Genomic DNA, 24,615 nt, shown 5'->3' on the forward strand with positions numbered 1-24,615 from the left:
CGACCGGCCCCGTCGGGGCCGCCCGGAAGACGCCTCAGACGGAGCCGGAGACGGCGGCACCGCGCGAGAGCGCCTTGCCGCGTTCCGCGGTGATGTCGAGCCGGCCGTACACCTCGGGCCGGCCCAGTGACCGGGCCATCAGGTCGTAGAGAACGGCGATCCGCTCCTCCACGTCCGCCCGGTTCGTCATGATCTCCGACAGCAGCTGCACCCCGGTGAAGGCGCCGACCGCCGCCTCGGACACGGTCGCCACATCGATCCCCGGCACCAGTTCGCCCCGCTCCTGGGCCTCCCCCAGCAGCCGGGTGCTCACCTCGATCCAGGCCTGGTACGGCACCTTGCGGTCGATGACGTCGTGCCCCTGGTCCACCGCGAGGCGGATGCTGCCCTGGAGCATCCGGTCGAAGGTGAGCCGGTGCGCCACGAGCAGGGTGACGTCCACCCACTCCTGGAGCTTGGGCGCCCCGGGCTCCTGCGGCGGGGCGAAGTACCGGATCTGGTCCGCCACTTGCTCGTCCAGCACCGCCTGCGCCAGCTCGGCCTTGGAGGTGAAGTGGAAGTAGAAGGCGCCCTTCGTCACACCGCATCGCTGGTAGACGTCCGAGATCCTGGTGGCGGCGTAGCCGCACTCGGCGAAGACCTCACCGGCCGCCTCCAGAATCGCCTGACGTGTCCTGATGGCTCGATCCTGCTGTGCCACTGGGCCCCCTTCCTTCGTCGTAGTTGATGGAGTGTCCAGAGCGGGCGCTTATGCGGAACCACCCGCTCTCATTGAAAAACATACCCGCATGCGCGTATCTTACCGGCGGGGTTGGAACCAGTCACCCGTCATGCACCTTCTCGTTCCAGAAGGAAGAGCAATGACCACGAACATTGGTATTCACAGGGGCCGACACCGCCACGGGGGGATCAGGAGACCGGTGTTTCCGGTCAGGCCGGCAGCACCGGTCAGGCCGCACATCCTGCCGCCCGCGACGGCCGTCGACACCCGGCTCGTACACCGCACCGACCGCAAGGACGTGCTGCCGACCGGCATCACGAAGCTCGACGAGAGCCACTACACCGTCTTCACCCACTGGCCCGCGGACCACCGCCGCTTCACCGACCAGGACGGCGACTTCCTGCCCTCACTGGTCATCGAGTCCATACGCCAGGCCGTGATCCTGGTCGCGCACGACGGCCTCGGGGTCCCGCTCGGCCACCAGTTCCTCGTCTCCACCGCCCACCACCGCATCGACCCGGCCCGGTTACTCGCCCCAGGCGCGCCCTCCCAGCTCGAACTGGACGTATCCGTCCATGACGTGAAACACCGCCGCGGCATCCCGTCCGCCCTGGAGGCCCGGGTGGTCATCCGCGCCGGCGGCGAGATCATCGGCACCGGCGGCGGAGAGTGCTCCGTCATGACCCCCGAGGTCTACCGCCGACTGCGCCGCGGCCGTACCGAGACCGCCTGGCCGGCCGCACTGGCCGCGCCGCTGCCCGCCCCCCTGCCGCCGCACTCCGTCGGCCGGACCCACGCCTGCGACGTCGCGCTGTCCGCCGGGGACGCACCCGACGAGTGGCTGCTGCGGGCCGATGTGTCGAACCCGCTGATGTTCGACCACCCGAACGACCACATGCCCGCGATGGTCCTCCTCGACGCCGCCCAGCAGGCCGCGCACCTGACCTTCGGACCTCGCCCCTTCCGCCCCTTCTCCTGCGTCGTCTCCTGCTCGCGCTACGTCGAGTTCGACGCGCCCTGCACGGTCCGGACCGACCTCACCGAGGAGGCCGACGGCGGATACACGCTGTCCGTCACCGGCCACCAGGGTGGTGAGCAGGTCTTCGAGATCCTCTTCCGCGGCTCGGCCGGGGCCGGCTAGCCCGCCGGGCGACCGCCGAGCCCCCAGGTGGGCCGACCCTCCGTCGGCACCGAGCGCGCCACCTCCCGTACGAGCAGTACGCGCCCCACCTCTAATACGCGCACCATCGGCCCCGTCGCCCGCCCCGCGCCGGAACCCGGCCGGCCACCCGGCCCGCACACCGTTCCCGCGTCCGCCCGCCGCCCGCACCCAACCGCTCCCGGCGCCCGATCCGCACATCCGTACCCCGGCATACGTGGATCCGCGCACGGTCCCGTCCGCTTCCGCCCTCCACCGGCACCGCCCTTCGCTCGACCCCGGCCCAGCGCCGGGCACCGCACCTTCAGTTCCGCCACAGCACAGGAGCTCGTCCCATGACCCGCACCGACGCAGCCCCACCGGCCGGCCGACCGTCCCGGCGCCCGCCTTCGTCCTCGCACCGAACCGGTCCGGACGTCCGCCGCTCACCGCACCGTCCACCCGCCGTCCACCGGCACCGTCGCGCCGACCACGAACGAGGCCCGGTCGCTGCTCAGCCAGGCCGCCGCCTCGGCGATCTCCTCCGGCACCGCGATCCGCGGCAGCAGCGCCGCCCGCGCCATTTCCTCCGCGACCCCGGGAACCCGCGCCATCCACGTGTCCAGCATTTCGCTGTGCGTCGCCCCGGGCACAATCGCGTTGACCCGAATTCCGCTCGCCGAATATTCCGCGGCGACCGCTTTCGTCAATCCGATGACAGCATGCTTGGCGGCTATGTACGGGGCGGCGACCGGGGTTGCCACAAGCCCCGCCGTACTGCTCGTGTTGACAATGGAGCCACCGTGCTCCAGCATCGCCGCGACTTCCTGGCGCAGGCAATTCCACATTCCGCGGACATTGGTGTCCATGACGGTGTCGTAGACCTCGTCACCCATCAGGTGCATGGGCGTTCCCTCGGCCCCGACCCCGGCGTTGTTGAACGCCACATCGAGCCGCCCGAAGCTCTCCACGGCCCGCGCGATCCCCTCCTCGACCTGCGCTTTCTCCACCACGTCAACCACCACGTACTGGGCTTTCCCGCCCTCGGCGCACAGTTCGCCCACCAGTTTCGCGAGCCGCTCCTCGCGGCGGGCGGCCAGGGTGACCGCGGCGCCCTCCCGGCAGAAGACCCGGGCCGCCGCGGCGCCGATCCCGCTGCTCGCGCCCGTGATGAACGCGTGTTTTCCGTGCAGAAGTCCGCCGTAGCGCATGGCCTCACATTACCCGTGATTTAAGTCCGTGATTCGCGTCGCGCTCAAATCTGACTCGAATCCATTTCCCGGCCCTTTCCACAGGGCCACCGGCACCCCCCACGCGCCGTTTCCTCCCCCCTCCGTTCCGCATTGCCTGGCCTGATCACTGTTCCCGAGACAAGATCGGAAGAAATTCGCATGGCACCGACGCGACGGATTCTCATCACCGGCGGCACCGGCTTCGTGGGCTCCCACGTGGCCGCCCTGCTGACCGGCGGCCCGGACGCGGCGAACGCTCCGCGGCTGCGCCTGCTGGTCCACCACCGCCCGACGGCGCCCGACGAGACGGGCAGGGTGGAGGTGCGCCGCGGCTCCCTCACCGACCCGCGCTCGCTGCGCGGGGTCTGCGACGGCGTGGACACCGTGCTCCACCTGGCCTCGCTGATCGGCGGCAGCCCGGCGGACTGCGCGGCCGTCAACGACTCCGGGACCAAGGCCCTGCTGGAGGAGGCCGCCCGCGCGGGGGTCGAGCGGATCGTCCAGCTGGGCACGACGGCCGTGTACCGGGACGAGCCGCACACCGGCGCCCGCGAGGGCGAACCGGCGCTCGGGCCGTCCTCGCCCACCAGCGTCAGCAGGCTGGCCGGGGAGGAGCGGGTCCTCGCGGCCGGCGGCGTCGTCCTGCGCCCGCACCTGGTGTACGGCCCCGGTGATGTCTGGGTGGTACCGGCCCTGGTGGATTTCCTCACCGCCTTCCCCCGCTGGATCGACGGCGGGCGGGCCCGCACGTCGCTGATCGGTGTGCACGACCTGGCCCGTGCCGTGGCCGCGCTGGCCCTGCGGCCCGAGCTGCCGCGCGGACAGGTCCTGCACGCCGCCCGGCCGGAGCCGGTGGCCGTGCGGGACCTGGTCGGTGCGGTCTGCCGCGAGCTGCGGCTCCCGCTGCCCGAGGGCGAGGTCTCCCGCGCCCGGGCAGCCGCCCTGACCGGCGCCGACCGGGACCCACTGATCCGGCGGCGTCTGTCGCTGCTGGCGGTCGACCACTGGTACGACAGCTCCCGTCTGTGGCAGTTGCTCGACATGGCGCCCCTGGACGACTTCGCCCGCGACTTCGCCGTGGGCGCCGCCTGGTACCGGTCGCTGCTGTCCCGCCGCACGGACGGGGAGCTGTTCCCCACGAGGTGACGACCGGGCTCCCGCCGGGCTTGTCCCCGGCCCGGCGGGGGCGCCGCTGCACCGAGGTCACGCTAGGCGGCCGCCCGGCGATCTTCTCGCCCGCCCGCGCACGCGCAGTGGCACATCCGCGCACGCCCCCCCGACCGGCCGGAACGCCGCTTTGACCACCCCGCCGCCAACCGACACCCACCGCCCCGCAGGCACGCGCCGCACCAAAGACCGCCCAGCCCACGCCCCGGGCAGGCCCACGGCCCCCACCGCCCCGCGCCACCTGCCCCGCGCACTCGCCCGTACTCGCCCCACGGCCCGCCGCAGCCACCGCCCCGCACGCACACCACCGCACCAAACACCGCCCAGACCGCGCCCCGGGCAGACCCACCGCCCCACACAACCCGCCCCGCGCACTCACCGGTTCGCACCCACAGGCCACCGCGGCCACCGCCCGGCACGCACACCACCGCACCGACACACCGCCCAGACCGCGCCCGGGCACACCCACGGACCGCACGACCCGCGCCCGGGCACACCCACCGACCCCACGACCCGGCCCCGGGCAGACCCCCGGACCGCACGACCCGGCCCCGGTGCCACATCCACGCAGGATCTCTTGCCCGTTCGCGTCCCGCGGGCCGCCGCGGCCGACGGCCGGGCGATGGTGAGGGGACGTATCGACGACTGCCCCGCGATCGAGGAGACGACAGATGGCCCCGCACACTGACGACGTACTGGTGACGGGTGTGGGCGCGCTGACACCCCTGGGCGCGACCGCCGACTCCTCCTGGGCCGGCCTGCTGGCCGGGCGCTCCGGCGTCCGCGACCTCGGCCCCGACTGGCCCGAGGAGCTGCCGGTGCGCATCGCCGGCACCGTCGAGGCGGATCCGGCCGAGCCGATCGGCCGGGCACGGGCCCGCAAGCTGGACCGGGGCGAGCAGCTGGCCGTGGTCGCCGCCCGCGAGGCCTGGCAGGACGCGGGCGTGCCGCAGGTGGAGCCGGAGCGGCTCGCCGTGGTCGTCGGCACCGGCATCGGCGGCGTCCTCAGCACGCTCGGCCAGAACGACCTCTACGCGTCCTCCGGGATGCGGCGGCTGTCGCCGTACGCGGTGCCGATGCTGATGCCCAACGGCCCGGCCGCCTGGGTCTCCATGGAGCTGGGCGCCCGGGCCGGCGCCCGCGCCCCCGTGAGCGCCTGTGCCTCCGGTGCCGAGTCGCTGGCGCTGGGCCTGGACCTGATCCGGGCGGGCCGCGCCGATGTCGTCGTCGCGGGCGGCACCGAGGCCACCCTGCACCCGTTCATGATCGCCGCTTTCGCGCAGATGAAGGCGCTGTCCGCGCAAGGGGGCGACCCGGCGGCGGTGTCCCGACCGTTCGACGCGGCCCGCTCCGGGTTCGTGATCGCCGAGGGCGCCGCCCTGTTCGTCCTGGAGCGCGCCGACTTCGCGCGGGCGCGCGGGGCACGGGTGTACGGCGCGCTCGCGGGCGCGGCCGTGCACTCCAGCGCGCACCACATCACCGCCTCCGACGCGGAGGGCCAGGTGCAGGCCATGCGCACGGCGCTGGCCGACGCGGGGGTCGAGGCCCGGGACATCGGCCACGTCCACGCGCACGCCACCTCCACCCCGAGCGGGGACATCGCGGAGGCGGAGGCGCTGACGAAGGTCGTCGGCGATCAGACCCCGGTGACCGCCACCAAGTCCATGACCGGCCACATGCTGGGCGCCTCCGGGGCCTTCGGCGCTATGTCCGCGCTGCTCTCGCTGCACCACGGGGTGGTCCCCGCGGTCCGCAACCTCGACGAGCAGGACCCCGAGGTCCGCCTGGACGTGGTGCGCGGCGAGAACCGCACCGGCTCCTGGGACGCCGCCCTCGCCAACTCCTTCGGCTTCGGCGGCCACAACGTGAGCCTGGTCATGAAGCGGGCCTGAGAGAGACGGCGAGGACCTGAGAGCTTCCTCACACGGGGGCGGGCGCGACAGTGAGGAGAGCGGCGGGAACGGGCGAGAGAACCGTCACAGTCACCGCGGACAACGAGAAAGGGCGGCATCGGATCGATGCCGCCCTCTCAGCGGTGCGCGAGGGGGGAGTTGAACCCCCACGCCCTTGCGGGCACTGGAACCTGAATCCAGCGCGTCTGCCTATTCCGCCACCCGCGCATTGGGTGTGTCCTCGGGCCCCGTTCCTTGCGGTCCGGCGCCTTCCGACACCCAGAACATTAGCACGCTGGGCGGGGTGGATTCACATCCCTTCCGCCTGGGCAGCCGCTCACCTGCACCGGAACCCCGGGCGCCGCATCTCGGAGCCGTCCCGCACGTCTCAGCGTGTATCTGTTCACGTATCAACCTCGTACCGGTCGGCCCTGTCTCCCCACGAGCCGGTCCGGGTGCACAGTCAGGTGCGGGACACTGGTCTGCGGCCGCCTCTACGATCCTTGGCAGGAGGAGCCCCGAGAAGCGTTCGAAGGGCGGCTCCACAGGGAACTTCGACAGGCGTCGACACCCGTCGACTGGGCCGACAGGGGGAACCAGCCGATTTACCGGCGCGTGGATACGATCAGTAAGCAGTACGAGGTTAGAGACGGAAGCAGCTACGGAGGAGGTGCCCCATGGGAGTCCTGAAGAAGTTCGAGCAGCGTCTCGAAGGCTTGGTCAACGGCACCTTCGCCAAGGTGTTCAAGTCCGAGGTCCAGCCCGTGGAGATCGCGGGTGCACTGCAGCGCGAGTGCGACAACAACGCCACGATCTGGAACCGCGACCGCACGGTCGTCCCCAATGACTTCATCGTGGAGCTCAGCGCCCCCGACTACGAGCGCCTGAGCCCCTACTCCGGGCAGCTCGGCGACGAGCTGGCGGGCATGGTGCGCGACTACGCCAAGCAGCAGCGCTACAGCTTCATGGGCCCGATCAAGGTCCACCTGGAGAAGGCCGACGACCTCGACACCGGGCTCTACCGCGTACGCAGCCGCACCCTGGCCGGCTCCACCGACCAGCAGGGCGGCCACCCCGCTCCCGCCCCGGCCGGACGGCCCGGCGCCGGTGGCTACGGCTACCCGCCCGCCGCCCCGCCCGCGCCCGCGGGAGCCCCGCCGATGCCGGCCGCGCCACCCCCCGGCGGCGCCCGCCCCGGCGGCTACGGCTACCCGCAGCCCGCGGGCGGCCCGCGTCCCGCCGCGCCCATGGCCGGCGGCCGCACCCGCTACTGGATCGAGATCAACGGCAACCGCCATCAGATCTCCCGCGCGACGCTGGTGCTGGGCCGCAGCACCGACGCCGACGTGCGGATCGACGACCCCGGCGTCTCCCGCCGGCACTGTGAGATCCGGACCGGAACGCCCTCGACGATCCAGGATCTCGGGTCCACCAACGGCATCGTGGTGGACGGGCAGCACACCACCCGCGCTACGCTCCGCGACGGCTCGCGGATCGTCGTGGGCAGCACAACCGTTATCTATAGGCAAGCCGAAGGGTGAAGCGGGGGCAATGTCAGAGCTGACCCTCACGGTCATGCGGCTGGGTTTCCTGGCCGTCCTGTGGCTGTTCGTGATCGTGGCCGTGCAGGTCATCCGCAGCGACCTGTTCGGTACGCGCGTCACCCAGCGCGGAGCGCGCCGGGAGGCCGGCCGCCAGCAGCAGCCGGCCCGGCAGGCGGCGACCCCGCCGCAGCAGCGCCAGCAGGCCGGCGGGGGCGGCCGCCAGCGTCGTAACGCCCCCACCAAGCTCGTGGTCTCCGAGGGCACCCTCACCGGTACCACCGTCGCGCTGCAGGGCCAGACCATCACGCTGGGCCGGGCGCACGACAGCACGATCGTGCTGGACGACGACTACGCCTCCAGCCGCCATGCCAGGATCTACCCGGACCGCGACGGGCAGTGGATCGTCGAGGACCTGGGTTCCACCAACGGCACGTACCTCGACCGATCGCGGCTGACGACCCCCACACCGATTCCGCTGGGCGCGCCGATCCGTATCGGCAAGACCGTCATCGAGCTGCGGAAGTAGTGCTACATCATGAATGAGCGCGAGCGGAGCGAGCACGCATCGGCGGCCCTCACGACGGGCCCCGGCGCGCTCCCGACCGGAGGGTGGGCACCGTGCGGATGTATCCGGAGCCGACGGGCGAGGTGCGCATGAGTCTGTCACTGCGTTTCGCCGCCGGATCGCACAAAGGCATGATCCGGGAGGGGAACGAGGACTCCGGTTACGCCGGACCGCGCCTGCTCGCCATCGCCGACGGCATGGGCGGCGCGGCCGCGGGCGAGGTCGCCTCCTCCGAGGCGATCTCCACCATCGTCGCCCTCGACGACGACATCCCGGGCTCGGACATCCTCACCTCGCTCGGCACGGCCGTGCAGCGCGCCAACGACCAGCTGCGCTCGATGGTCGAGGAGGACCCCCAGCTGGAGGGCATGGGCACCACGCTCACCGCCCTGCTGTGGACGGGCCAGCGCCTGGGCCTGGTGCACGTCGGCGACTCGCGCGCCTATCTGCTGCGCGACGGGGTGCTGACCCAGATCACCCAGGACCACACCTGGGTGCAGCGCCTGGTCGACGAGGGCCGGATCACCGAGGAAGAGGCCACCACCCACCCCCAACGCTCCCTGCTGATGCGGGCGTTGGGCAGCGGCGACCACGTCGAGCCCGATCTGTCGATCCGCGAGGTGCGGGCCGGCGACCGCTATCTGATCTGCTCCGACGGCCTGTCCGGCGTGGTGTCCCACCAGACCCTGGAGGAGACCCTCGCCAGCTACCAGGGCCCGCAGGAGACCGTGCAGGAGCTGATCCAGCTCGCGCTGCGCGGCGGCGGCCCCGACAACATCACCGTGATCGTGGCCGACGTCCTCGACCTGGACACCGGTGACACCCTCGCGGGGCAGCTGCACGACCAGCCGGTCGTCGTGGGAGCGGTCGCAGAGAACCAGCTCCAGGTGCACGACAACGGCATCATGCAGACCCCGGCCGGCCGCGCCGCGGGGCTCGGCCGCCGCCAGGTGCCCGGTCAGGGCGGCGGAGGCGGCGAGTTCGGCCCGCCCGGCTCCGGCGACATCACCGGGTTCATCGACACCTCCGGGTTCGCCCCGTACTCCGACGAGGACCTGGTCAAGCCGCGCAAGCGCAGGTGGCTGAAGAGATCCCTCTACTCCGCGCTCGCGCTGGCCGTGATCGGCGGCGGTCTGTACGGCGGCTACAAGTGGACGCAGACGCAGTACTACGTCGGCGTCAACGGCGAGCACGTCGCGCTCTACCGAGGGATCAGCCAGGACCTGGCCTGGGTCTCGCTGTCGAAGGTGGAGAAGGACCACCCCGAGATCGAACTCAAGTACCTGCCGCCGTACCAGCGGGAACTGGTCGAGGCCACGATCGCCGAGGGCGGCCTGTCCAACGCCCAGAAGAAGATCGACGAGCTCGCCCTCCAGGCCTCCGCCTGCAAGAAGCAGGCCGAGCGGCAGGAAGCCCAGAGCGAGCAGAACTCCAAGACCGGCGAGGGCGAGGCCGGAGGCACCACGGGAACCACCCGTACCTCTCTTACGTCCAAGGCGTCACCGACACCGAATCCGTCGAACACGCCGTCGGGTACGCCCTCGGGCGACTCGACCAAGTCCCCGTCCCCGTCCGCGACCTCACCCGCTCCCACTCCCGGCCCCACCCTCTCGGAGGAAGAGAAGAAGGTCGTCTCGAAGTGCGGTACGCAGTAGGCACGTGAGAGGCCCCGTCACACGATGAGCAGTACTTCCCACACCTCGACGCACCACACGTCCACGATCGGCTCCATCGGCGCGCCGAGCCGACGCAACACCGAGCTAGGACTGCTGGTGTTCGCCGTCGTCATCCCGGTCTTCGCCTACGCCAACGTGGGCCTGGCGCTCAACGACGAGGTACCCGCCGGCCTGCTCGGCTACGGCCTGGGCCTCGGCCTGCTGGCGGGCATCGGCCATCTCGCGGTACGGAAGTTCGCGCCGTACGCGGATCCGCTGATGCTGCCGCTGGCCACGCTGCTGAACGGTCTGGGGCTGGTCGTGATCTGGCGCCTGGACCAGTCGAAGCGGCTCCAGGTGAGAGACGAATACTTCGAGGCCGCTCCCCGCCAACTGCTGTACTCCGCGATGGGCATCACGCTGCTGGTGGTCGTCCTGCTGCTGCTGAAGGACCACCGGGTCCTCCAGCGCTACACGTACATCTCGATGGCGGGCGCGCTCTTCCTGCTGCTCCTGCCGCTCGTGCCGGGCCTCGGTGCGAACGTCTACGGCGCCAAGATCTGGATCAAGATCCCCGGTCTCGGCACGCTCCAGCCGGGCGAGTTCGCGAAGATCGCGCTGGCGGTCTTCTTCGCCGGCTATCTCATGGTCAAGAGAGACGCGCTCGCCCTGGCCAGCCGCCGGTTCATGGGTCTGTACCTGCCGCGCGGCCGCGACCTCGGTCCGATCCTCGTGGTCTGGGCGATGTCGATCCTCATCCTGGTCTTCGAGACCGACCTCGGTACGTCCCTGCTGTTCTTCGGAATGTTCGTCATCATGCTGTACGTCGCCACCGAGCGGACCAGCTGGATCGTCTTCGGTCTGCTGATGTCCGCGGTCGGCGCCGTCGGTGTGGCGAGCTTCGAACCGCACATCCAGACCCGTGTGCAGGCATGGCTGGACCCGATGCGCGAGTTCACGCTCAGCCGGGAAGGCGCCCAGGACGGCATCCTCCACTCCGAGCAGGCCATGCAGGCGCTGTGGGCCTTCGGCTCCGGCGGCACCCTCGGCACCGGGCTCGGCCAGGGCAACTCCGACCTCATCGGCTTCGCCGCCAACTCCGACTTCATCCTCGCCACCTTCGGCGAGGAGCTGGGCCTGGCGGGCGTGATGGCGATCCTGCTGATCTACGGCCTGATCATCGAGCGCGGCATCCGTACCGCCCTCGCGGCCCGCGACCCGTTCGGCAAGCTGCTCGCGGTCGGCCTGTCCGGCGCCTTCGCGCTCCAGGTCTTCGTGGTCGCCGGCGGTGTCATGGGGCTCATCCCGCTGACCGGTATGACGCTTCCCTTCCTGGCCTACGGCGGTTCGTCCGTCCTCGCCAACTGGGCCCTGATCGGCATTCTGCTGCGGATCAGCGACACCGCGCGCCGCCCGGCACCCGCCCCCGCTCCGAACCCCGACGCCGAGATGACCCAGGTGGTCCGCCCGTCATGAACAAGCCCCTGCGCCGGATTGCCCTTTTCTGCGGACTGCTGATCCTCGCCCTGCTGATCCGGAACAACTACCTCCAGTACGTCAAGGCCGACGATCTGGCCGACGACGACGAGAACCGCCGCGTCAACATCGCGCGCTACTCCACCCCGCGCGGCGACATCATCGTCGAGGGCAAGGCCATCACCGGGTCCGTCGAGTCCGAGAGCGGCGACTACAAGTACAAGCGCACCTGGACCAACGGCCCCATGTGGGCGCCGGTCACCGGCTACTCCTCGCAGGCGTTCGGCGCCAACCAGCTGGAGAAGCTGGAGGACGGCATCCTCACCGGCAACGACGACCGGCTGTTCTTCCGCAACACCCTCGACATGCTCACGGGCAAGCAGAAGGAGGGCGGCAGCGTCGTCACCACCCTCAGCGCCGCCGCGCAGAAGGCCGCGTACGAGGGGCTCGGCGACAAGAAGGGCGCCGTCGCCGCGATCGACCCGTCCACCGGCAAGATCCTCGCGCTGGTCTCCACTCCCTCGTACGACCCCTCCAAGTTCGCCGGGACGTCCAACAAGGACGCCGAGGCGTGGAACGCGGTCCAGAAGAAGAACAACCCGGACGACCCGATGCTGAACCGGGCGCTGCGCGAGGTGTACCCGCCCGGCTCCACCTTCAAGGTCGTCACCGCCGCCGCCGCGCTGGAGAACGGCGAGGTGTCGGGCATCGACGACGCGACCAAGACGCCCGACCCGTACCAGCTGCCGGAGACCACCGGCAAGCCGCTGACCAACCAGCACGGCGAGTGCAAGAACGCCAGCCTGAAGTACGCGCTCATGGTGTCCTGCAACACCGTCTTCGCGAAGCTCGCCGACAACGTGGGCAACGAGAAGATGATCGAGCAGGCGGAGAAGTTCGGCTTCAACAACCCCGAGCTGGACACCCCGGTCCGCGCCGCCCAGAGCGTCTACCCCGAGGACAACCGGCCGCAGAACGCCATGGACGGCATCGGCCAGGCCTCCAACCGGGCCACCCCGCTGCAGATGGCCATGGTCGCCGCGGCCGTCGCCAACGACGGCAAGCTGATGAAGCCGTACATGGTCGACCAGCTCAAGGCGCCGAACCTGGACACCATCGAGACGAACGATCCGGAGGAGCTGTCCCAGGCGGTCTCCGCCGAGACCGCGCAGAAGCTCCAGCAGATGATGGAGGCGGTCGTCAACGACCCGCAGGGCACCGGCTCCAGCGCCCGGATCGACGGCGCCACGGTGGGCGGCAAGACCGGTACCGCCCAGCACGGCCTGAACAACAGCGAGAAGCCGTACGCGTGGTTCATCTCCTACGCCAAGCTGTCCGACGGCAGCTCGCCGGTGGCCGTGGCGGTGGTCGTCGAGGACGGCGCCGCCAACCGTGACGACATCTCCGGCGGTGGTCTCGCCGGTCCGATCGCAAGGGACGTGATGAAGGCCGTCATCGACAGCAAGAAGTGACCCCGCTCACGTCGCCTTCACATCGGTGCACGTTGCGATACCGGTCCTGTATCGGCTGACGGGCTTGGCCAGGTCACACAGAGCGAGCCGGGTACGGTAGGCCCGGACGGCAGCCTCGAACCGTACGAGCGTGCGGTCGGGACCGACGGAGAGGGCTGGTAGGTAGCTTATGGAAGAGCCGCGTCGCCTCGGCGGCCGGTACGAGCTGGGCCAGGTGCTCGGCCGTGGTGGCATGGCGGAGGTCTACCTCGCGCATGACATCCGCCTCGGCCGGACCGTGGCTGTGAAGACGCTGCGCGCGGACCTCGCGCGTGATCCGTCCTTCCAGGCCCGCTTCCGCCGGGAGGCCCAGTCGGCCGCCTCGCTCAACCACCCCGCGATCGTCGCGGTCTACGACACGGGCGAGGACTACATCGACAACGTGTCGATCCCGTACATCGTCATGGAGTACGTGGACGGCTCGACTCTGCGTGAGCTTCTGCACAGTGGCCGAAAGCTGCTGCCGGAGCGCGCGATGGAGATGACGATCGGGATCCTCCAGGGCCTGGAGTACGCCCACCGCAACGGCATCGTGCACCGTGACATCAAGCCGGCGAACGTCATGCTGACGCGCAACGGCCAGGTCAAGGTGATGGACTTCGGCATCGCCCGCGCCATGGGTGACTCCGGTATGACGATGACCCAGACCGCGGCCGTCATCGGCACCGCCCAGTACCTCTCCCCGGAGCAGGCCAAGGGCGAGCAGGTCGACGCGCGCTCGGACCTGTACTCGACGGGCTGTCTGCTCTACGAGCTGCTGACGGTACGGCCGCCCTTCGTGGGCGACTCCCCGGTCGCCGTGGCCTACCAGCACGTACGGGAGGAGGCCCAGCCGCCGTCGGTCTTCGACCCCGAGATCACGCCCGAGATGGACTCCATCGTCCTGAAGGCGCTGGTCAAGGACCCCAACTACCGCTACCAGTCCGCGGACGAGATGCGCGCCGACATCGAGGCGTGCCTCGACGGCCAGCCGGTCGCGGCCACGGCGGCGCTCGGTTCGGTGGGCTACGGCCAGTACCCGGACGACCAGCCGACGACCGCGCTGCGCTCCGCGGACGGCGGCGCGACGTCGATGCTGCCCCCGATGAACCCGGACGACGGCGGCTTCGGCTACGACGACCGTCCGGACCGGCGGCGCCAGAAGAAGTCCAACACCTCCACGATCCTGCTGGCCGTGGCCGCCGTGCTGGTCCTGGTCGGCGCGATCCTGATCGGCAAGTGGATCTTCAACGGCGAGGGCGTGGCCAACAACAGGACCGAGGCACCGGCCATGGTGGGCCTGACGGTGCCGGAGGCCGAGAAACTGGCCAAGAACGCCGAGGTCAAGCTGGAGCAGACCGAGAAGCCCTGCGAGGACCAGCCGAAGGGCAAGATCTGCGACCAGGACCCGGAGGCGGGCACGAAGGTCGACAAGGGCGACACCATCAACATCGTGGTGTCGACCGGCGCGCCGAAGGTCGCGGTGCCCAGTGTGCTCGGCCAGGACTTCGAGGTCGCCAAGCAGACGCTGGAGGCCGACAAGTACGGCTTCGAGGTCAAGAAGGTCGAGAAGGTGTCGTCGGAGACGCCGGGCAAGGTCACGGCTCAGGACCCCGAGCTGGGCGAAGAGGTCGAGAAGGGCTCCACCATCACGCTCACCGTGGCCAAGGAGCAGGAGAAGTCGACCGTCCCGGACGTCGTCGGCTCGACCTGTGACGAGGCCAAGGCGCGGATGGAGGAGAACGACCTGGTCGGTGAGTGCACCGACGTGGAGACCCAGGACCCGAACCAGGTGGGCAAGGTCATCGCGACCACCCCGGGCTCCGGTCAGCAGGCGGTCCCCGGTTCCAAGGTCACCATCCAGATCGGCAAGGCGCCCGAGAACCAGCAGGTCCAGGTGCCGAACCTCCAGGGCCAGAAGCTCAAGGACGCCAAGAAGGCGCTGACCGACCTGGGTCTGGTGGTCGGCAACATCACCGGCTCCCAGGACGACAACGCCACCGTCTTCAGCACCAACCCGGGCGCGGGCAACACGGTCAACAAGGGCCAGCGGGTCGACCTGGTCGCCTTCGACGGCGGCCCGGGCGGCAACGGAGGCAACGGCGGCGACGGCGGCCTCTTCGGCTGACCTGCCTCGTTCAGAAGCACCAAGGCCTCGGCTCCCTCTTGAGGGAGCCGAGGCCTTCGTCATGTCCCGGCCGGTGCTTCCGGTTACGCCCCGCTGAGCTCCTTCGGCGGAGTGCGCTGGTCGTCGACCTTCTCCACCCGGTCCAGTTCGCCCCAGACGACGTAGCGGTAGCGGCTGGTGTAGATCGGGGTGCAGGTCGTCAGGGTGATGTAGTGGCCGGCCTTGGTGCGGCCGGACTCCTTGGGGACGGCGCCGAGAACCTTGACGTTGTACTTCGAGGTCTCCGGGAGGATGCCGTAGACCTTGTAGACGTACCACTTGTCCTTCGTCTCGAAGACGATCGGGTCGCCCTTCTTGAGCTTGTGGATGTTGTGGAACTTCGCGCCGTGGCCGTCGCGGTGGGCGGCCAGGGAGAAGTTGCCCTTCTTCCCGGAGGTGGGCAGCACCGCCTTGACCGGGTCGGTGTAGTAGCCGGCGACGCCGTCGTTGAGGACCTTCGACGTGGTGCCCTTCTCCACCAGGATCTCGTCGCCGGTCATGCCCGGGACGTGCAGGAAGCCGATGCCGTTCTTCGAGTCGTAGGCGACCGGGCCGCCCTTCTCCTCCTGGGCCCAGCTGTCACGGACCTTGTCGCCCTGCTGGTCCGCCTTGCGGTCCGCTATCACGTTCGTCCACCACAGGGAGTAGACGACGAACAGGCCCAGCACCAGGCCCGCCGTGATGAGGAGTTCACCGAAGACGCTCACCGCGGCCGCGACACGGCCGGTGCCCCGGCGGCGCGGGGAGGCGGGGCCGCCCGTCAGCTCTTGCTGCTCGGTGGTCGCTGCCACTGTTCATCTGCCCTTACTGCACGAGCGCATCCGGCTTGCCCTTGCTGCGCGGCCGTTCCTCGACCATCTTGCCCCACACGATCAACCGGTACTTGCTGGTGAACTCCGGCGTGCACGTGGTCAGCGTGATGTAGCGCCCCGGCTCCTTGAACCCCGAGTCCGGCGGCACCGGGTCCAGCACGCTCACATTGCTCGGCGGCGTCGACGGCAGCATGGACGCCATCTTGTAGACGAAGTAGTCGTCCTGGGTCTCCACCACGATCGGATCGCCCGGCTGGAGCCGGTTGATGTAGCGGAACGGCTCCCCGTGCGTGTTGCGGTGCCCGGCGAGACCGAAGTTGCCGCTCTTCGCCTCCGGCATCGCCGTCTTCAACTCGCCCTCGCCGTAGTGCCCGACCATCCCCCGGTCCAGCACCTTCTTGTTGCTGATGCCCTCGGCGATGGGCACCACGACGTCCAGCTTCGGGATGTGCAGGATGGCGAAGCCCTGCCCCGGCTCGAAGGTCCCGGGGTTGCGCTTGCCGCTCTCCCAGTCCTTCTCCAGATTGCTGCGCGCCTTGTCCGCCTGCGCGTGCGCCCGCACATTCGTCCACCACAGCTGGTAGCTGACGAACAGCAGCATCAGCACGCCGGTGGTGATGAACACCTCGCCGATCGCCCGGCTCACCAGCACCCCGGCACTGGGCTTGCGGGCCCGCGCCTGCCGCCGGGCCTCCACCCGGGACAGCGGCCGGCCGGAGGAGTCCGCGGACTCCGCGCCGCCCGGCGTCTCGCTCCGGGCGCCCCCATGACGCCCATGACGCCGCTTGGCGGCCTTTCTCCGGGCCGCACGGCCCCCCGCCGGGGGGCGAGCGTCGGAAGCGGTGGAGGAGGCTCCAGAATCGGCCACAGCGCCGGACGCGGCCGGTATCCGCAGCGCCACCGTCTCCTCGTCGGCCGGCGGCAGCCAGGGCTCGCTCGGCTGGGCGCTCTCGTACCACTCCCCGAGCGCGCCGGACGCCCCGTACGGGTCCTGCCCGTACGAGGCACCGGACTCGCGCTCGGGGCGCAGCTGGGTCACGCCGTGGCCCTGCCCACCACCGGGGCGAGCCCCGCAGACCTCGCCACAGCGCCCTGGTCACCGCACTCCACCAGCCAGTTCGCCAGCATCCGGTGGCCGTGCTCGGTGAGCACCGACTCCGGGTGGAACTGCACGCCTTCGACGGGCAGTTCACGGTGGCGCAGCCCCATGATGATGCCGTCGTGGGTGCGGGCGGTGACCTCCAGCTCGGCCGGGACGGTGGCCGGCTCGGCGGCCAGCGAGTGGTAGCGCGTGGCCGTGAAGGGGGAGGGCAGACCGGCGAAGACGCCCTTGCCCTCGTGCTCGACGGGGGAGGTCTTGCCGTGCAGCAGCTCCGGCGCCCGGTCCACCACACCGCCGTACGCGACCTGCATGGACTGCATGCCCAGGCAGACGCCGAAGACGGGGACCCCGGTGGCGGCGCAATGGCGGACCATCTCGATGCAGACGCCCGCCTCCTCGGGGGTGCCGGGTCCGGGCGAGAGCAGGACACCGTCGAAGCCGTCCTGGGCGTGGGCGGTGGACACCTCGTCGTTGCGCAGGACCTCGCACTCGGCGCCCAGCTGGTAGAGGTACTGAACCAGGTTGAAGACGAAGCTGTCGTAGTTGTCGACGACGAGAATGCGCGCGCTCACTGGTTGTCCACCGTCACATCGTTGAAGGGAAGCAGCGGTTCGGCCCACGGGAAGACGTACTGGAACAGGACGTACACCACGGCCACGACCAGCACGAGTGAGAGCAGGGCCTTCACCCACGCGTTTCCCGGCAGATGCCGCCAGATCCAGCCGTACATGCCGTCCCTTCCATAGCGCCACGGCACCGGACTCACGCCGTACCGCCCACCAGACTAACGGCGCAGGGCCGCTGGTTTCCCGGCCTCCACAGGCTGTGTGGAGTCCAGATGCGCCCACACGATCAGCCGGTGACTGTGCCCCCACTCCGGATCGCAGGTGGTGAGCGTCAGATAGCGGCCCGTGCGCTTGTACCCCGACTTACGTGGCACAGGGTCGATCACCTCAATGTCCGACGGCACGGTTTTGTAGGGGCCCCTGTCGACGCGGTACGTGAACCAGGTCGTGCCGTCGGTCAGCACCACCGCGTCCCCGGGGCGAAGTCTGGGGAAGTCCTTGAAGGGGTCGCCGTAGGTGCGCCGGTGGCCCGCCACGGAGAAGTTGCCCTTCTGGCCGAGCCGCGCGGTGCGCTCGTAGTGGCCGAGGCCCTTCTTCAAGGTCCCGGTGTCGGTGCCCTCCAGCACCGGTTTGTTCCACGTGAAACCGAGCCGCGGGATGTACATGATCGCGAAGGGCTTGCCGTGCCGGTACGGCGCCGGCTTCGGCGGGGCGCTCGCCGAGGCGCCCGGTGCCGGGCTCGCCGTGGGCCGCGCGGACTGCCGCGCCCACTGCTCCTCCAGTTGGTCGATCTGGTCGTCCATGATTCGGTCGGCCTTCACGCCGGTCCAGAAGAGCACGTAGACGACGAAGAGCACGATCACCGTGCCGACGGTGATGAACAGCTCGCTGACGGTCCTGACGACAAGACGCACCGGCGGCTCCCGGTCGGGGTCACTCCACGGGCTGGGCGTACTGCAGATCCACTGTGCCCGAGTAGCCGGGCAGAGTCACCGTGCCGTCCTCGGTGACTTTCCAGCCCAGCCCGTAGACGTTCACATAGACCATGTAGTTCTGGATCGCCGGGCTCTTGGCGAGGGCCTGCTGGAGCTTGCCGGGGTCCCCCACCGCGGTGATCTTGTAGGGCGGGGAGTAGACCCGGCCCTGGAGGATCAGGGTGTTGCCGACGCAGCGCACCGCGCTGGTGGAGATCAGCCGCTGGTCCATGACCTTGATGCCCTGGGCGCCGCCCTGCCACAGGGCGTTCACCACGGCCTGCAGGTCCTGCTGGTGGATGACCAGGTAGTCGGGCTCCGGCTCGGGGTAGCCGGGGAGCTTGGCGGTGGCGTTGGGCGGGGCGTCGTTCAGGGTGACGGTTATCGCCTCGCCCTTGAGCTTCTGCGTGCCCGCGCGCTTCTCCAGGCCCGCGAGCTTCGCGTCCTCCGTGCTGGTGCTGCCGTCGTCCCGCTCCGCCAGCGTCTCGACCTCGTCGCGCAGCGCCGCGTTGGACTCGTCCAGCTCGCCGTTCTTCTTGCTGCGCTCGTGGATCAGGTCCGAGAGCTTCAGCAGGGAGTCGTCGGTGCGGATGTTGGTGCCCTTGGCGGTGTTGAAGCTCGTGAAGAAGATCAGACCGGCCAGCGCGAACACGGCAGCGGTGAGCACCCGCACGGGCCTCAGACGTCGGCCCGGGGCAGGACTGGATTGCGGTGGGGGGAAGTCGGCAGAATTGCTCAACGTACCCTTATCTCCTTCGGCGCCACGGAAGCACTACGCTAACGGACGCCCGGGGGAGCACTCAGAGTCCCCAGTTACGCTGCCCCGAGCCAGCCCCCGTTCCCTGCGCGGCCACGCAGCGCATCGACAGGAGAGACCCTCGTGCCGAAGTCACGTATCCGCAAGAAGGCCGATTACACGCCGCCGCCCGCCAAGCAGGCGACCGCCATCAACCTGAGCAGCCGCTCCTGGGTCGCCCCCGTGATGCTGGCCCTGTTCGTCCTCGGGCTGGCCTGGATCGTGGTGTTCTACGTGACCGACGGCTCGCTGCCCATCGACGCCCTGGACAACTGGAACATCGTGGTGGGCTTCGGCTTCATCGCGGCCGGGTTCGGCGTCTCCACGCAGTGGAAGTAGCTCTGCCCAGGGTTATCCACTGAGTTATCCACAGGCTTTTTCCACATGGGGAAAAGAAAGACGATCTGTGGATAACCTCTCGGATGTTGACGCCGGTGTGACGGAAGTACCGGCAATCGAAAACCCGTTCGCCCCCTGCCTGACCTGCGGAAACACCGGTCAGTGACAGGGGGCACAGCTGTTCCCGCACACTGTGCACAAGATCCGGCACATGCTGTGGACAACATCGTCGCTCAGCTGTGGACAGCGGCGGCTCAGGTGAGCTGGGCGGTCCGCAGCAGGGTCAGCACGACGACCGCCGCCAGCACCAGCGCGACCGTCCCGTACTGCACCAGGGCCCGGTGCTCGCGGGGGGCGTGGACCATGCCGTACCCGATGATCACGCCCGCGACCAGGCCGCCGATGTGGGCCTGCCAGGAGATGTTGAAGCTCGGGTTGAAGGTGAAGACCAGGTTGATCGCCAGCAGGGCGATGATCGGCCGCATGTCGTAGTTCAGGCGGCGCATCAGCACGGCGGTGGCGCCGAAGAGGCCGAAGACGGCACCGGAGGCGCCGAGCGTGGCCGTGGTCGGGGAGGCCAGCAGATAGGCGAGGGTGCTGCCGGCCAGTCCGGAGACCAGGTAGAGGCAGAGATAGCGGGTCCGGCCGAGGGCGGCTTCCAGCGGTCCGCCGAGCCACCACAGGCTGAGCATGTTGAAGCCGATGTGCCAAATCTGCTCGTGCGTGAACATCGAGGTGACCATCCGCCACCACTCGCCGTCGGCGACGCCCTGGGTCGGGGCGAACGGCGCGGGTGGCCAGGTGCCGAGCAGATAGAGGTCGTTCAAGAGCGACGGCTCGATCTGCACGGCGAGGAACACCGCGAGGTTGATCCCGATGAGGATCTTGGTGACCAGGTGCGGATCTGCCGTGACGGTGCCGCCCGCGAGGGTGCGCGGGCTGCTCGCGGCGGGCGGATGCCCGGTGCCGGAGCCGGAGCGGACGCAGTCGGGGCACTGGAAGCCGACCGAGGCGCTGACCATGCACTCGGGGCAGATCGGGCGCTCGCAGCGGGTGCACCGCACACCGGTCTCACGGTCCGGGTGCCGGTAGCAGCCGGGCAGGCCCTGGGCCTGATGCGCGCTGTCTGGCGCCTGGTCCATGAGATCCCCTAAGTGCTCGTCCGGAATGCACCCGTTCCGCTCATGTCTACGGATGAGCGGGACGATTGGTTCCCTTCGGACACGACAGCGCCGCCAGACGGGTCCTACCGGGTCTCGACGACCACGGACTCGATGACGACGTCGTTGACCGGGCGGGAGGTGCGCGGGTTGGTGGGGGTGGCGGCGATGGCGTCCACGACCTTCTGGCTCGCCGGGTCGACGACCTCGCCGAAGATGGTGTGCTTGCGGTTCAGGTGCGGGGTCGGGGCCACCGTGATGAAGAACTGCGAGCCGTTGGTGCCCGGGCCCGCGTTGGCCATGGCCAGCAGATACGGCCGGTCGAAGCGCAGGTCGGGGTGGAACTCGTCCGCGAACTCGTAGCCGGGGCCGCCGATGCCCGTACCCAGCGGGTCACCGCCCTGGATCATGAAGCCGCCGATCACCCGGTGGAAGACCGTGCCGTCGTAGAGCCTGTCGGTGGTGCGCTCACCGGTGGCGGGGTTGGTCCACTCCCGCTCGCCCTGGGCGAGCTCGACGAAGTTCCGCACCGTCCGCGGGGCGTGGTTCGGCAGGAGCCTCAGTTCGATGTCGCCTTGGCTGGTCCGCAGGGTGGCATAGAGCTGCTCGGCCACGGTGTGCCTTCTTTCGTCATTCCGGTGACCGTCCGATCCTTGCAGAAATCCGGCCCCGTCGGCCCGGGCCGGGGGCGCGCGGCAGCGATCCGTGGCATTGTCGACGACAAGCGCCTGTTGCCCCTAATTCATCCGTGTGACCCGGATGCCCGTCCTCACATGCCCCCGGGCCGATTGACAGGCATGATCCCTAAAAGGGTGGAAAGTCGAAATACCGTACGCCACCGAGGAGGAGGATCCCGTGACCCGCAAAGACAGCGTGCGCGCCGCAGCCGGCTCGGCGAAGGACAGCGTGCGGCACGCCGCGGAAGTGGTGGCGCCCTACGCCGGTACGGCCAAGGACCAGGCCGCGCACTACGCACACGAGGCACGTGTACGGCTCGCGCCGAAGGTGTCCCAGGCCGCGGAGCAGGCCCGCGTGCAGTACGACTCCCATGTCGCACCGCTGCTGGAGCAGGCCCGTACCCATGTACCGCCGAAGGTCGACCACGCCGCCCAGGAGGCAGCCGTCCGTACCCGTATCGCTGCCCGCCAGGCCGCCGAGTACTCCCGGCCCCGGATCGAGCACGCCGTGGCGGTCGCCGTACCGGTACGGGACGAGGCCGCGGCCCGGAGCCTGGCGGCGCTGGCCGCGCTGCGCGGCCAGGTCCCGCCCGAGGAGGTCCAGAAGCTGGTCCGCAAGCACCAGCGCCACTCCCGCTCCGGCCGGTTCGCGAAGGCGCTGCTGGTGCTGGGCGTCCTCGGGGGCGCGGCGTTCGCCGCCTGGAAGTGGTGGGACAAGCAGGCCAACCCGGACTGGCTGGTCGAACCCCCGGCCGCCACCGAGGTCCCCGAGTCGGGCCGCCTCAGCTCCGTCGACGGCAGCTCGTCGGTCCTCGACCCCGAGGTCGAGGCCAAGGAGGCCGAGGAGGCAGCCAACCGCGACGAGCGCCCCTGAAAACGCGCCCGCGCACCCGCACTCCGCGGGACGGGAGACCTGTCGGGGGTTTCCCGCCCCGCGGCACTGAACGGAAAAAGAACCCCTCCGACCACATCTGTACTGGTCGGAGGGGTTCTGTCTGTGGAGCCTAGGGGAGTCGAACCCCTGACATCTGCCATGCAAAGACAGCGCTCTACCAACTGAGCTAAGGCCCCGGAACGGGTGCGCCGACGGAAGAAGACCGCGCTTCCGGTGGGCGACCCGAACCAGAGTACCGGGTCACCCCGGGTGTCTCGCAAAAAGATTGGGGCTCCCTACGGGCGACCACTCTCCGTAAGATGCTCCCGCGCGGTTCGCTACAGCGAAGCGCGGTTCAGGGGAAGCGATGGGGAGACGCAATGGACGCCGCACAGCAGGAAGCGACCGCAAGAGCGCGGGAACTGCAGCGGAACTGGTACGGGGAGCCACTGGGGGCGCTCTTCCGTAAACTCATAGATGATCTTGGTCTCAACCAGGCTCGTCTGGCGGGGGTACTGGGACTGTCCGCGCCGATGCTGTCGCAGCTGATGAGCGGTCAGCGCGCGAAGATCGGCAATCCGGCCGTGGTGCAGCGGGTCCAGCTGCTCCAGGAACTGGCCGGGCAGGTCGCGGACGGCAGCGTGAGCGCCGCCGAGGCCACCGAGCGCATGGAGGAGATCAAGAAGTCGCAGGGGGGCTCGGTGCTCAGCAACACCGGGCAGTCGACGAACAGTTCGGGTGCGCCCACGGTCAAGCGGGTGGTCCGCGAGATCCAGTCGCTGCTGCGTTCGGTCGCCGCCGCCGGCGACATCATCGAGGCCGCCGACTCCCTCGCCCCGACCCACCCGGAGCTGGCGGAGTTCCTGCGCGTGTACGGCGCGGGCCGCACCTCGGACGCGGTGGCGCACTACCAGTCCCACCAGAACTGACGGGCGGGACGCGAGGGGGTCGCGTCTCACAGTGCGCGGGGGAGTCGTTTCGCTCCGACCGGGGGAAGCAAGGGGGGTAGGCGCAGGGGGAGGAGCGACGCGCAGCCATGGGTGAGGTCTTCGCGGGGCGGTACGAACTGGTCGACCCGATCGGTCGCGGCGGGGTGGGCGCGGTGTGGCGCGCCTGGGACCACCGCCGCCGCCGGTACGTGGCCGCCAAGGTGCTCCAGCAGAGCGACGCCCACTCCCTGCTGCGGTTCGTACGGGAGCAGGCCATCCGGATCGACCATCCGAATGTGCTGGCCCCCGCCAGCTGGGCCGCCGACGACGACAAGGTCCTGTTCACCATGGACCTGGTCGGCGGCGGCTCGCTGGTCCACCTGATCGGCGACTACGGCCCCCTGCCCCCGTCCTATGTGTGCGTCCTGCTCGACCAGCTCCTCGCGGGGCTCGCGGCGGTGCACGCCGAGGACGTGGTGCACCGTGACATCAAGCCCGCCAATGTGCTGCTGGAGGCCACCGGCACGGGCCGGCCGCGGCTGCGGCTGTCCGACTTCGGCATCGCGATGCGGCTGGGCGAGCCGCGGCTGACTGAGACCAACCTCGTGGTGGGCACGCCCGGTTACCTCGCCCCCGAGCAACTGCTCGGCGCGGAGCCGGACTTCCCCTCGGACCTGTTCGCCGTGGGCCTGGTGGCGCTGTATCTGCTGGAGGGCGCCAAGCCGGACGCCAAGGCGCTGACCGACTATTTCACCGCGCACGGCACCCCGGGGGCGCCCAAGGGCATACCCGAGCCGCTGTGGCAGGTCGTGTCGACGCTGCTCCAGCCGGACCCCCTGGCGCGGTTCCGCACGGCGACCGGCGCCCGCAAGGCGCTCGCCGCGGCGGCGGAACTGCTGCCGGAGCCGGGCCCCGACGACGAGCAGATCGAGATCTTCGACCAACTCGGGCCGCTGCCGAAGGGATACGGACCGAACGGACCGCTCAAGCGCGCCCCGGGCGTGGACCACACCCCGGTCACCGAGCAGCGCGTACCGCAGTACCCCGCGCATCCCCCGACCCCGGCGCCCTCGCCCGTACGGACGCCGGTACCACCGCCGCCACCCGCACTCCCACAACCGCACCCCCCGCACCCGCACCCGCACCCGGCCACCGAGACGGCCTCCACCGCTTCATACACCGCCCGCGTCCCGGAGGTTCCCGCTCCGCCCGTCGGCCGGGCCGCCCGCCGCCGTGCCGCGCGCCGCCCCGGACCGCCCGCGAAGGTCGCGATCCCGCTGCTGCTCCTGGCCCTGGCCTGCTACGCCACCGGCTTCTGGGCCCTGGCCCACATCTGACG

General features: G+C 70.1%; 23 protein-coding genes and 2 tRNA genes. 13 read left to right on the forward strand and 12 right to left on the reverse strand.

Features of this window, described 5'->3' with window-relative positions:
- Positions 1-34 precede the first annotated feature (34 nt).
- Positions 35-700, reverse strand: coding sequence for a ScbR family autoregulator-binding transcription factor (locus tag ACZ7L7_RS15935; protein ID WP_285514402.1), 666 nt, complete (start codon positions 698-700; stop codon positions 35-37).
- 220 nt (positions 701-920) lie between these two features.
- Between ACZ7L7_RS15935 and ACZ7L7_RS15940 the strand changes: the two genes are divergently transcribed.
- Entirely contained in the window at positions 921-1,862 is a 942-nt protein-coding gene (locus ACZ7L7_RS15940) for a ScbA/BarX family gamma-butyrolactone biosynthesis protein (RefSeq protein ID WP_471431441.1), read from the forward strand.
- A 443-nt stretch (positions 1,863-2,305) separates the two neighbouring features.
- Here the strand turns inward: ACZ7L7_RS15940 and ACZ7L7_RS15945 are convergent, their stop codons facing one another.
- On the reverse strand, positions 2,306-3,070 hold the full coding sequence (locus ACZ7L7_RS15945) for an SDR family NAD(P)-dependent oxidoreductase (protein WP_471592622.1): 765 nt from the start codon (positions 3,068-3,070) through the stop codon (positions 2,306-2,308).
- 180 nt (positions 3,071-3,250) lie between these two features.
- Between ACZ7L7_RS15945 and ACZ7L7_RS15950 the strand changes: the two genes are divergently transcribed.
- Entirely contained in the window at positions 3,251-4,237 is a 987-nt protein-coding gene (locus tag ACZ7L7_RS15950) for an NAD-dependent epimerase/dehydratase family protein (protein ID WP_472076146.1), read from the forward strand.
- Positions 4,238-4,929: 692 nt separating this feature from the next.
- Positions 4,930-6,150 (forward strand): beta-ketoacyl-[acyl-carrier-protein] synthase family protein, encoded by a 1,221-nt coding sequence (locus ACZ7L7_RS15955; protein ID WP_285514406.1) that lies wholly within the window; start codon positions 4,930-4,932, stop codon positions 6,148-6,150.
- A 144-nt stretch (positions 6,151-6,294) separates the two neighbouring features.
- Here ACZ7L7_RS15955 and ACZ7L7_RS15960 read toward each other — a convergent pair.
- A tRNA-Leu gene (locus ACZ7L7_RS15960) sits at positions 6,295-6,378 on the reverse strand.
- A gap of 449 nt (positions 6,379-6,827) precedes the next feature.
- Here ACZ7L7_RS15960 and ACZ7L7_RS15965 point away from each other — a divergent pair.
- The 6 genes from ACZ7L7_RS15965 to pknB all read left to right on the forward strand — a co-directional run bounded on the left by ACZ7L7_RS15965 (position 6,828) and on the right by pknB (position 15,008).
- Positions 6,828-7,691 carry an FhaA domain-containing protein gene (locus tag ACZ7L7_RS15965; protein WP_285514407.1) on the forward strand — a complete coding sequence of 288 codons (864 nt, stop codon included), beginning with the start codon at positions 6,828-6,830 and terminating at the stop codon, positions 7,689-7,691.
- Positions 7,692-7,701: 10 nt separating this feature from the next.
- On the forward strand, positions 7,702-8,220 hold the full coding sequence (locus tag ACZ7L7_RS15970) for an FHA domain-containing protein FhaB/FipA (RefSeq protein ID WP_285514408.1): 519 nt from the start codon (positions 7,702-7,704) through the stop codon (positions 8,218-8,220).
- Positions 8,221-8,348: 128 nt separating this feature from the next.
- The gene (locus tag ACZ7L7_RS15975) at positions 8,349-9,914 is read left to right on the forward strand and encodes a Stp1/IreP family PP2C-type Ser/Thr phosphatase (protein WP_472076149.1); all 1,566 of its coding nucleotides are present in this window, start codon (positions 8,349-8,351) and stop codon (positions 9,912-9,914) included.
- 24 nt (positions 9,915-9,938) lie between these two features.
- Entirely contained in the window at positions 9,939-11,390 is a 1,452-nt protein-coding gene (locus ACZ7L7_RS15980) for an FtsW/RodA/SpoVE family cell cycle protein (RefSeq protein ID WP_285514410.1), read from the forward strand.
- Positions 11,387-12,862, forward strand: a complete 1,476-nt coding sequence (locus ACZ7L7_RS15985) for a penicillin-binding transpeptidase domain-containing protein (protein WP_093724217.1) — start codon at positions 11,387-11,389, stop codon at positions 12,860-12,862. Before ACZ7L7_RS15980 ends, ACZ7L7_RS15985 begins: the two co-directional genes overlap by 4 nt.
- A gap of 169 nt (positions 12,863-13,031) precedes the next feature.
- On the forward strand, positions 13,032-15,008 hold the full coding sequence (pknB, locus tag ACZ7L7_RS15990; protein WP_471592625.1) for a Stk1 family PASTA domain-containing Ser/Thr kinase: 1,977 nt from the start codon (positions 13,032-13,034) through the stop codon (positions 15,006-15,008).
- Positions 15,009-15,091: 83 nt separating this feature from the next.
- On the opposite strand, the gene ACZ7L7_RS15995 is transcribed toward pknB, so the two are convergent.
- From ACZ7L7_RS15995 to ACZ7L7_RS16020, 6 genes are read right to left on the reverse strand one after another with little or no spacing between them, the layout of a single operon-like run.
- Entirely contained in the window at positions 15,092-15,838 is a 747-nt protein-coding gene (locus tag ACZ7L7_RS15995; RefSeq protein WP_250747371.1) for a class E sortase, read from the reverse strand.
- A 13-nt stretch (positions 15,839-15,851) separates the two neighbouring features.
- Positions 15,852-16,898, reverse strand: a complete 1,047-nt coding sequence (locus ACZ7L7_RS16000; RefSeq protein WP_250747373.1) for a class E sortase — start codon at positions 16,896-16,898, stop codon at positions 15,852-15,854.
- Positions 16,895-17,533, reverse strand: coding sequence for an aminodeoxychorismate/anthranilate synthase component II (locus ACZ7L7_RS16005; protein WP_250747374.1), 639 nt, complete (start codon positions 17,531-17,533; stop codon positions 16,895-16,897). The genes ACZ7L7_RS16000 and ACZ7L7_RS16005 overlap by 4 nt, the downstream gene beginning before the upstream one ends.
- The gene (locus ACZ7L7_RS16010; protein ID WP_019324742.1) at positions 17,530-17,691 is read right to left on the reverse strand and encodes a hypothetical protein; all 162 of its coding nucleotides are present in this window, start codon (positions 17,689-17,691) and stop codon (positions 17,530-17,532) included. The genes ACZ7L7_RS16005 and ACZ7L7_RS16010 overlap by 4 nt, the downstream gene beginning before the upstream one ends.
- 54 nt (positions 17,692-17,745) lie before the next feature.
- Positions 17,746-18,441 (reverse strand): class E sortase, encoded by a 696-nt coding sequence (locus tag ACZ7L7_RS16015; RefSeq protein ID WP_472076152.1) that lies wholly within the window; start codon positions 18,439-18,441, stop codon positions 17,746-17,748.
- A 19-nt stretch (positions 18,442-18,460) separates the two neighbouring features.
- Positions 18,461-19,240, reverse strand: coding sequence for a DUF881 domain-containing protein (locus ACZ7L7_RS16020; protein ID WP_285514415.1), 780 nt, complete (start codon positions 19,238-19,240; stop codon positions 18,461-18,463).
- Between the two features lie 141 nt (positions 19,241-19,381).
- On the opposite strand from ACZ7L7_RS16020, the gene crgA reads away from it, so the two are divergent.
- A complete protein-coding gene (crgA, locus tag ACZ7L7_RS16025) occupies positions 19,382-19,636 on the forward strand; it encodes a cell division protein CrgA (protein ID WP_285514416.1) in 255 nt (84 codons plus the stop codon).
- Positions 19,637-19,890: 254 nt separating this feature from the next.
- On the opposite strand, the gene ACZ7L7_RS16030 is transcribed toward crgA, so the two are convergent.
- Entirely contained in the window at positions 19,891-20,778 is an 888-nt protein-coding gene (locus tag ACZ7L7_RS16030) for a rhomboid family intramembrane serine protease (protein WP_471592627.1), read from the reverse strand.
- Between the two features lie 104 nt (positions 20,779-20,882).
- A complete protein-coding gene (locus ACZ7L7_RS16035) occupies positions 20,883-21,410 on the reverse strand; it encodes a peptidylprolyl isomerase (protein WP_471592628.1) in 528 nt (175 codons plus the stop codon).
- Positions 21,411-21,651: 241 nt separating this feature from the next.
- Between ACZ7L7_RS16035 and ACZ7L7_RS16040 the strand changes: the two genes are divergently transcribed.
- Complete coding sequence (locus ACZ7L7_RS16040) at positions 21,652-22,347, forward strand: DUF5324 family protein (RefSeq protein WP_285514419.1); 696 nt, start codon at positions 21,652-21,654, stop codon at positions 22,345-22,347.
- A 124-nt stretch (positions 22,348-22,471) separates the two neighbouring features.
- Here the strand turns inward: ACZ7L7_RS16040 and ACZ7L7_RS16045 are convergent.
- A tRNA-Ala gene (locus ACZ7L7_RS16045) sits at positions 22,472-22,544 on the reverse strand.
- Between the two features lie 183 nt (positions 22,545-22,727).
- Between ACZ7L7_RS16045 and ACZ7L7_RS16050 the strand changes: the two genes are divergently transcribed.
- Entirely contained in the window at positions 22,728-23,276 is a 549-nt protein-coding gene (locus tag ACZ7L7_RS16050) for a helix-turn-helix domain-containing protein (RefSeq protein ID WP_093724206.1), read from the forward strand.
- A gap of 107 nt (positions 23,277-23,383) precedes the next feature.
- Positions 23,384-24,613, forward strand: a complete 1,230-nt coding sequence (locus ACZ7L7_RS16055; RefSeq protein WP_285514420.1) for a serine/threonine-protein kinase — start codon at positions 23,384-23,386, stop codon at positions 24,611-24,613.
- The last annotated feature ends 2 nt before the right edge of the window (positions 24,614-24,615 follow it).

Source organism: Streptomyces sp. NPDC110618 (genome assembly GCF_055657065.1).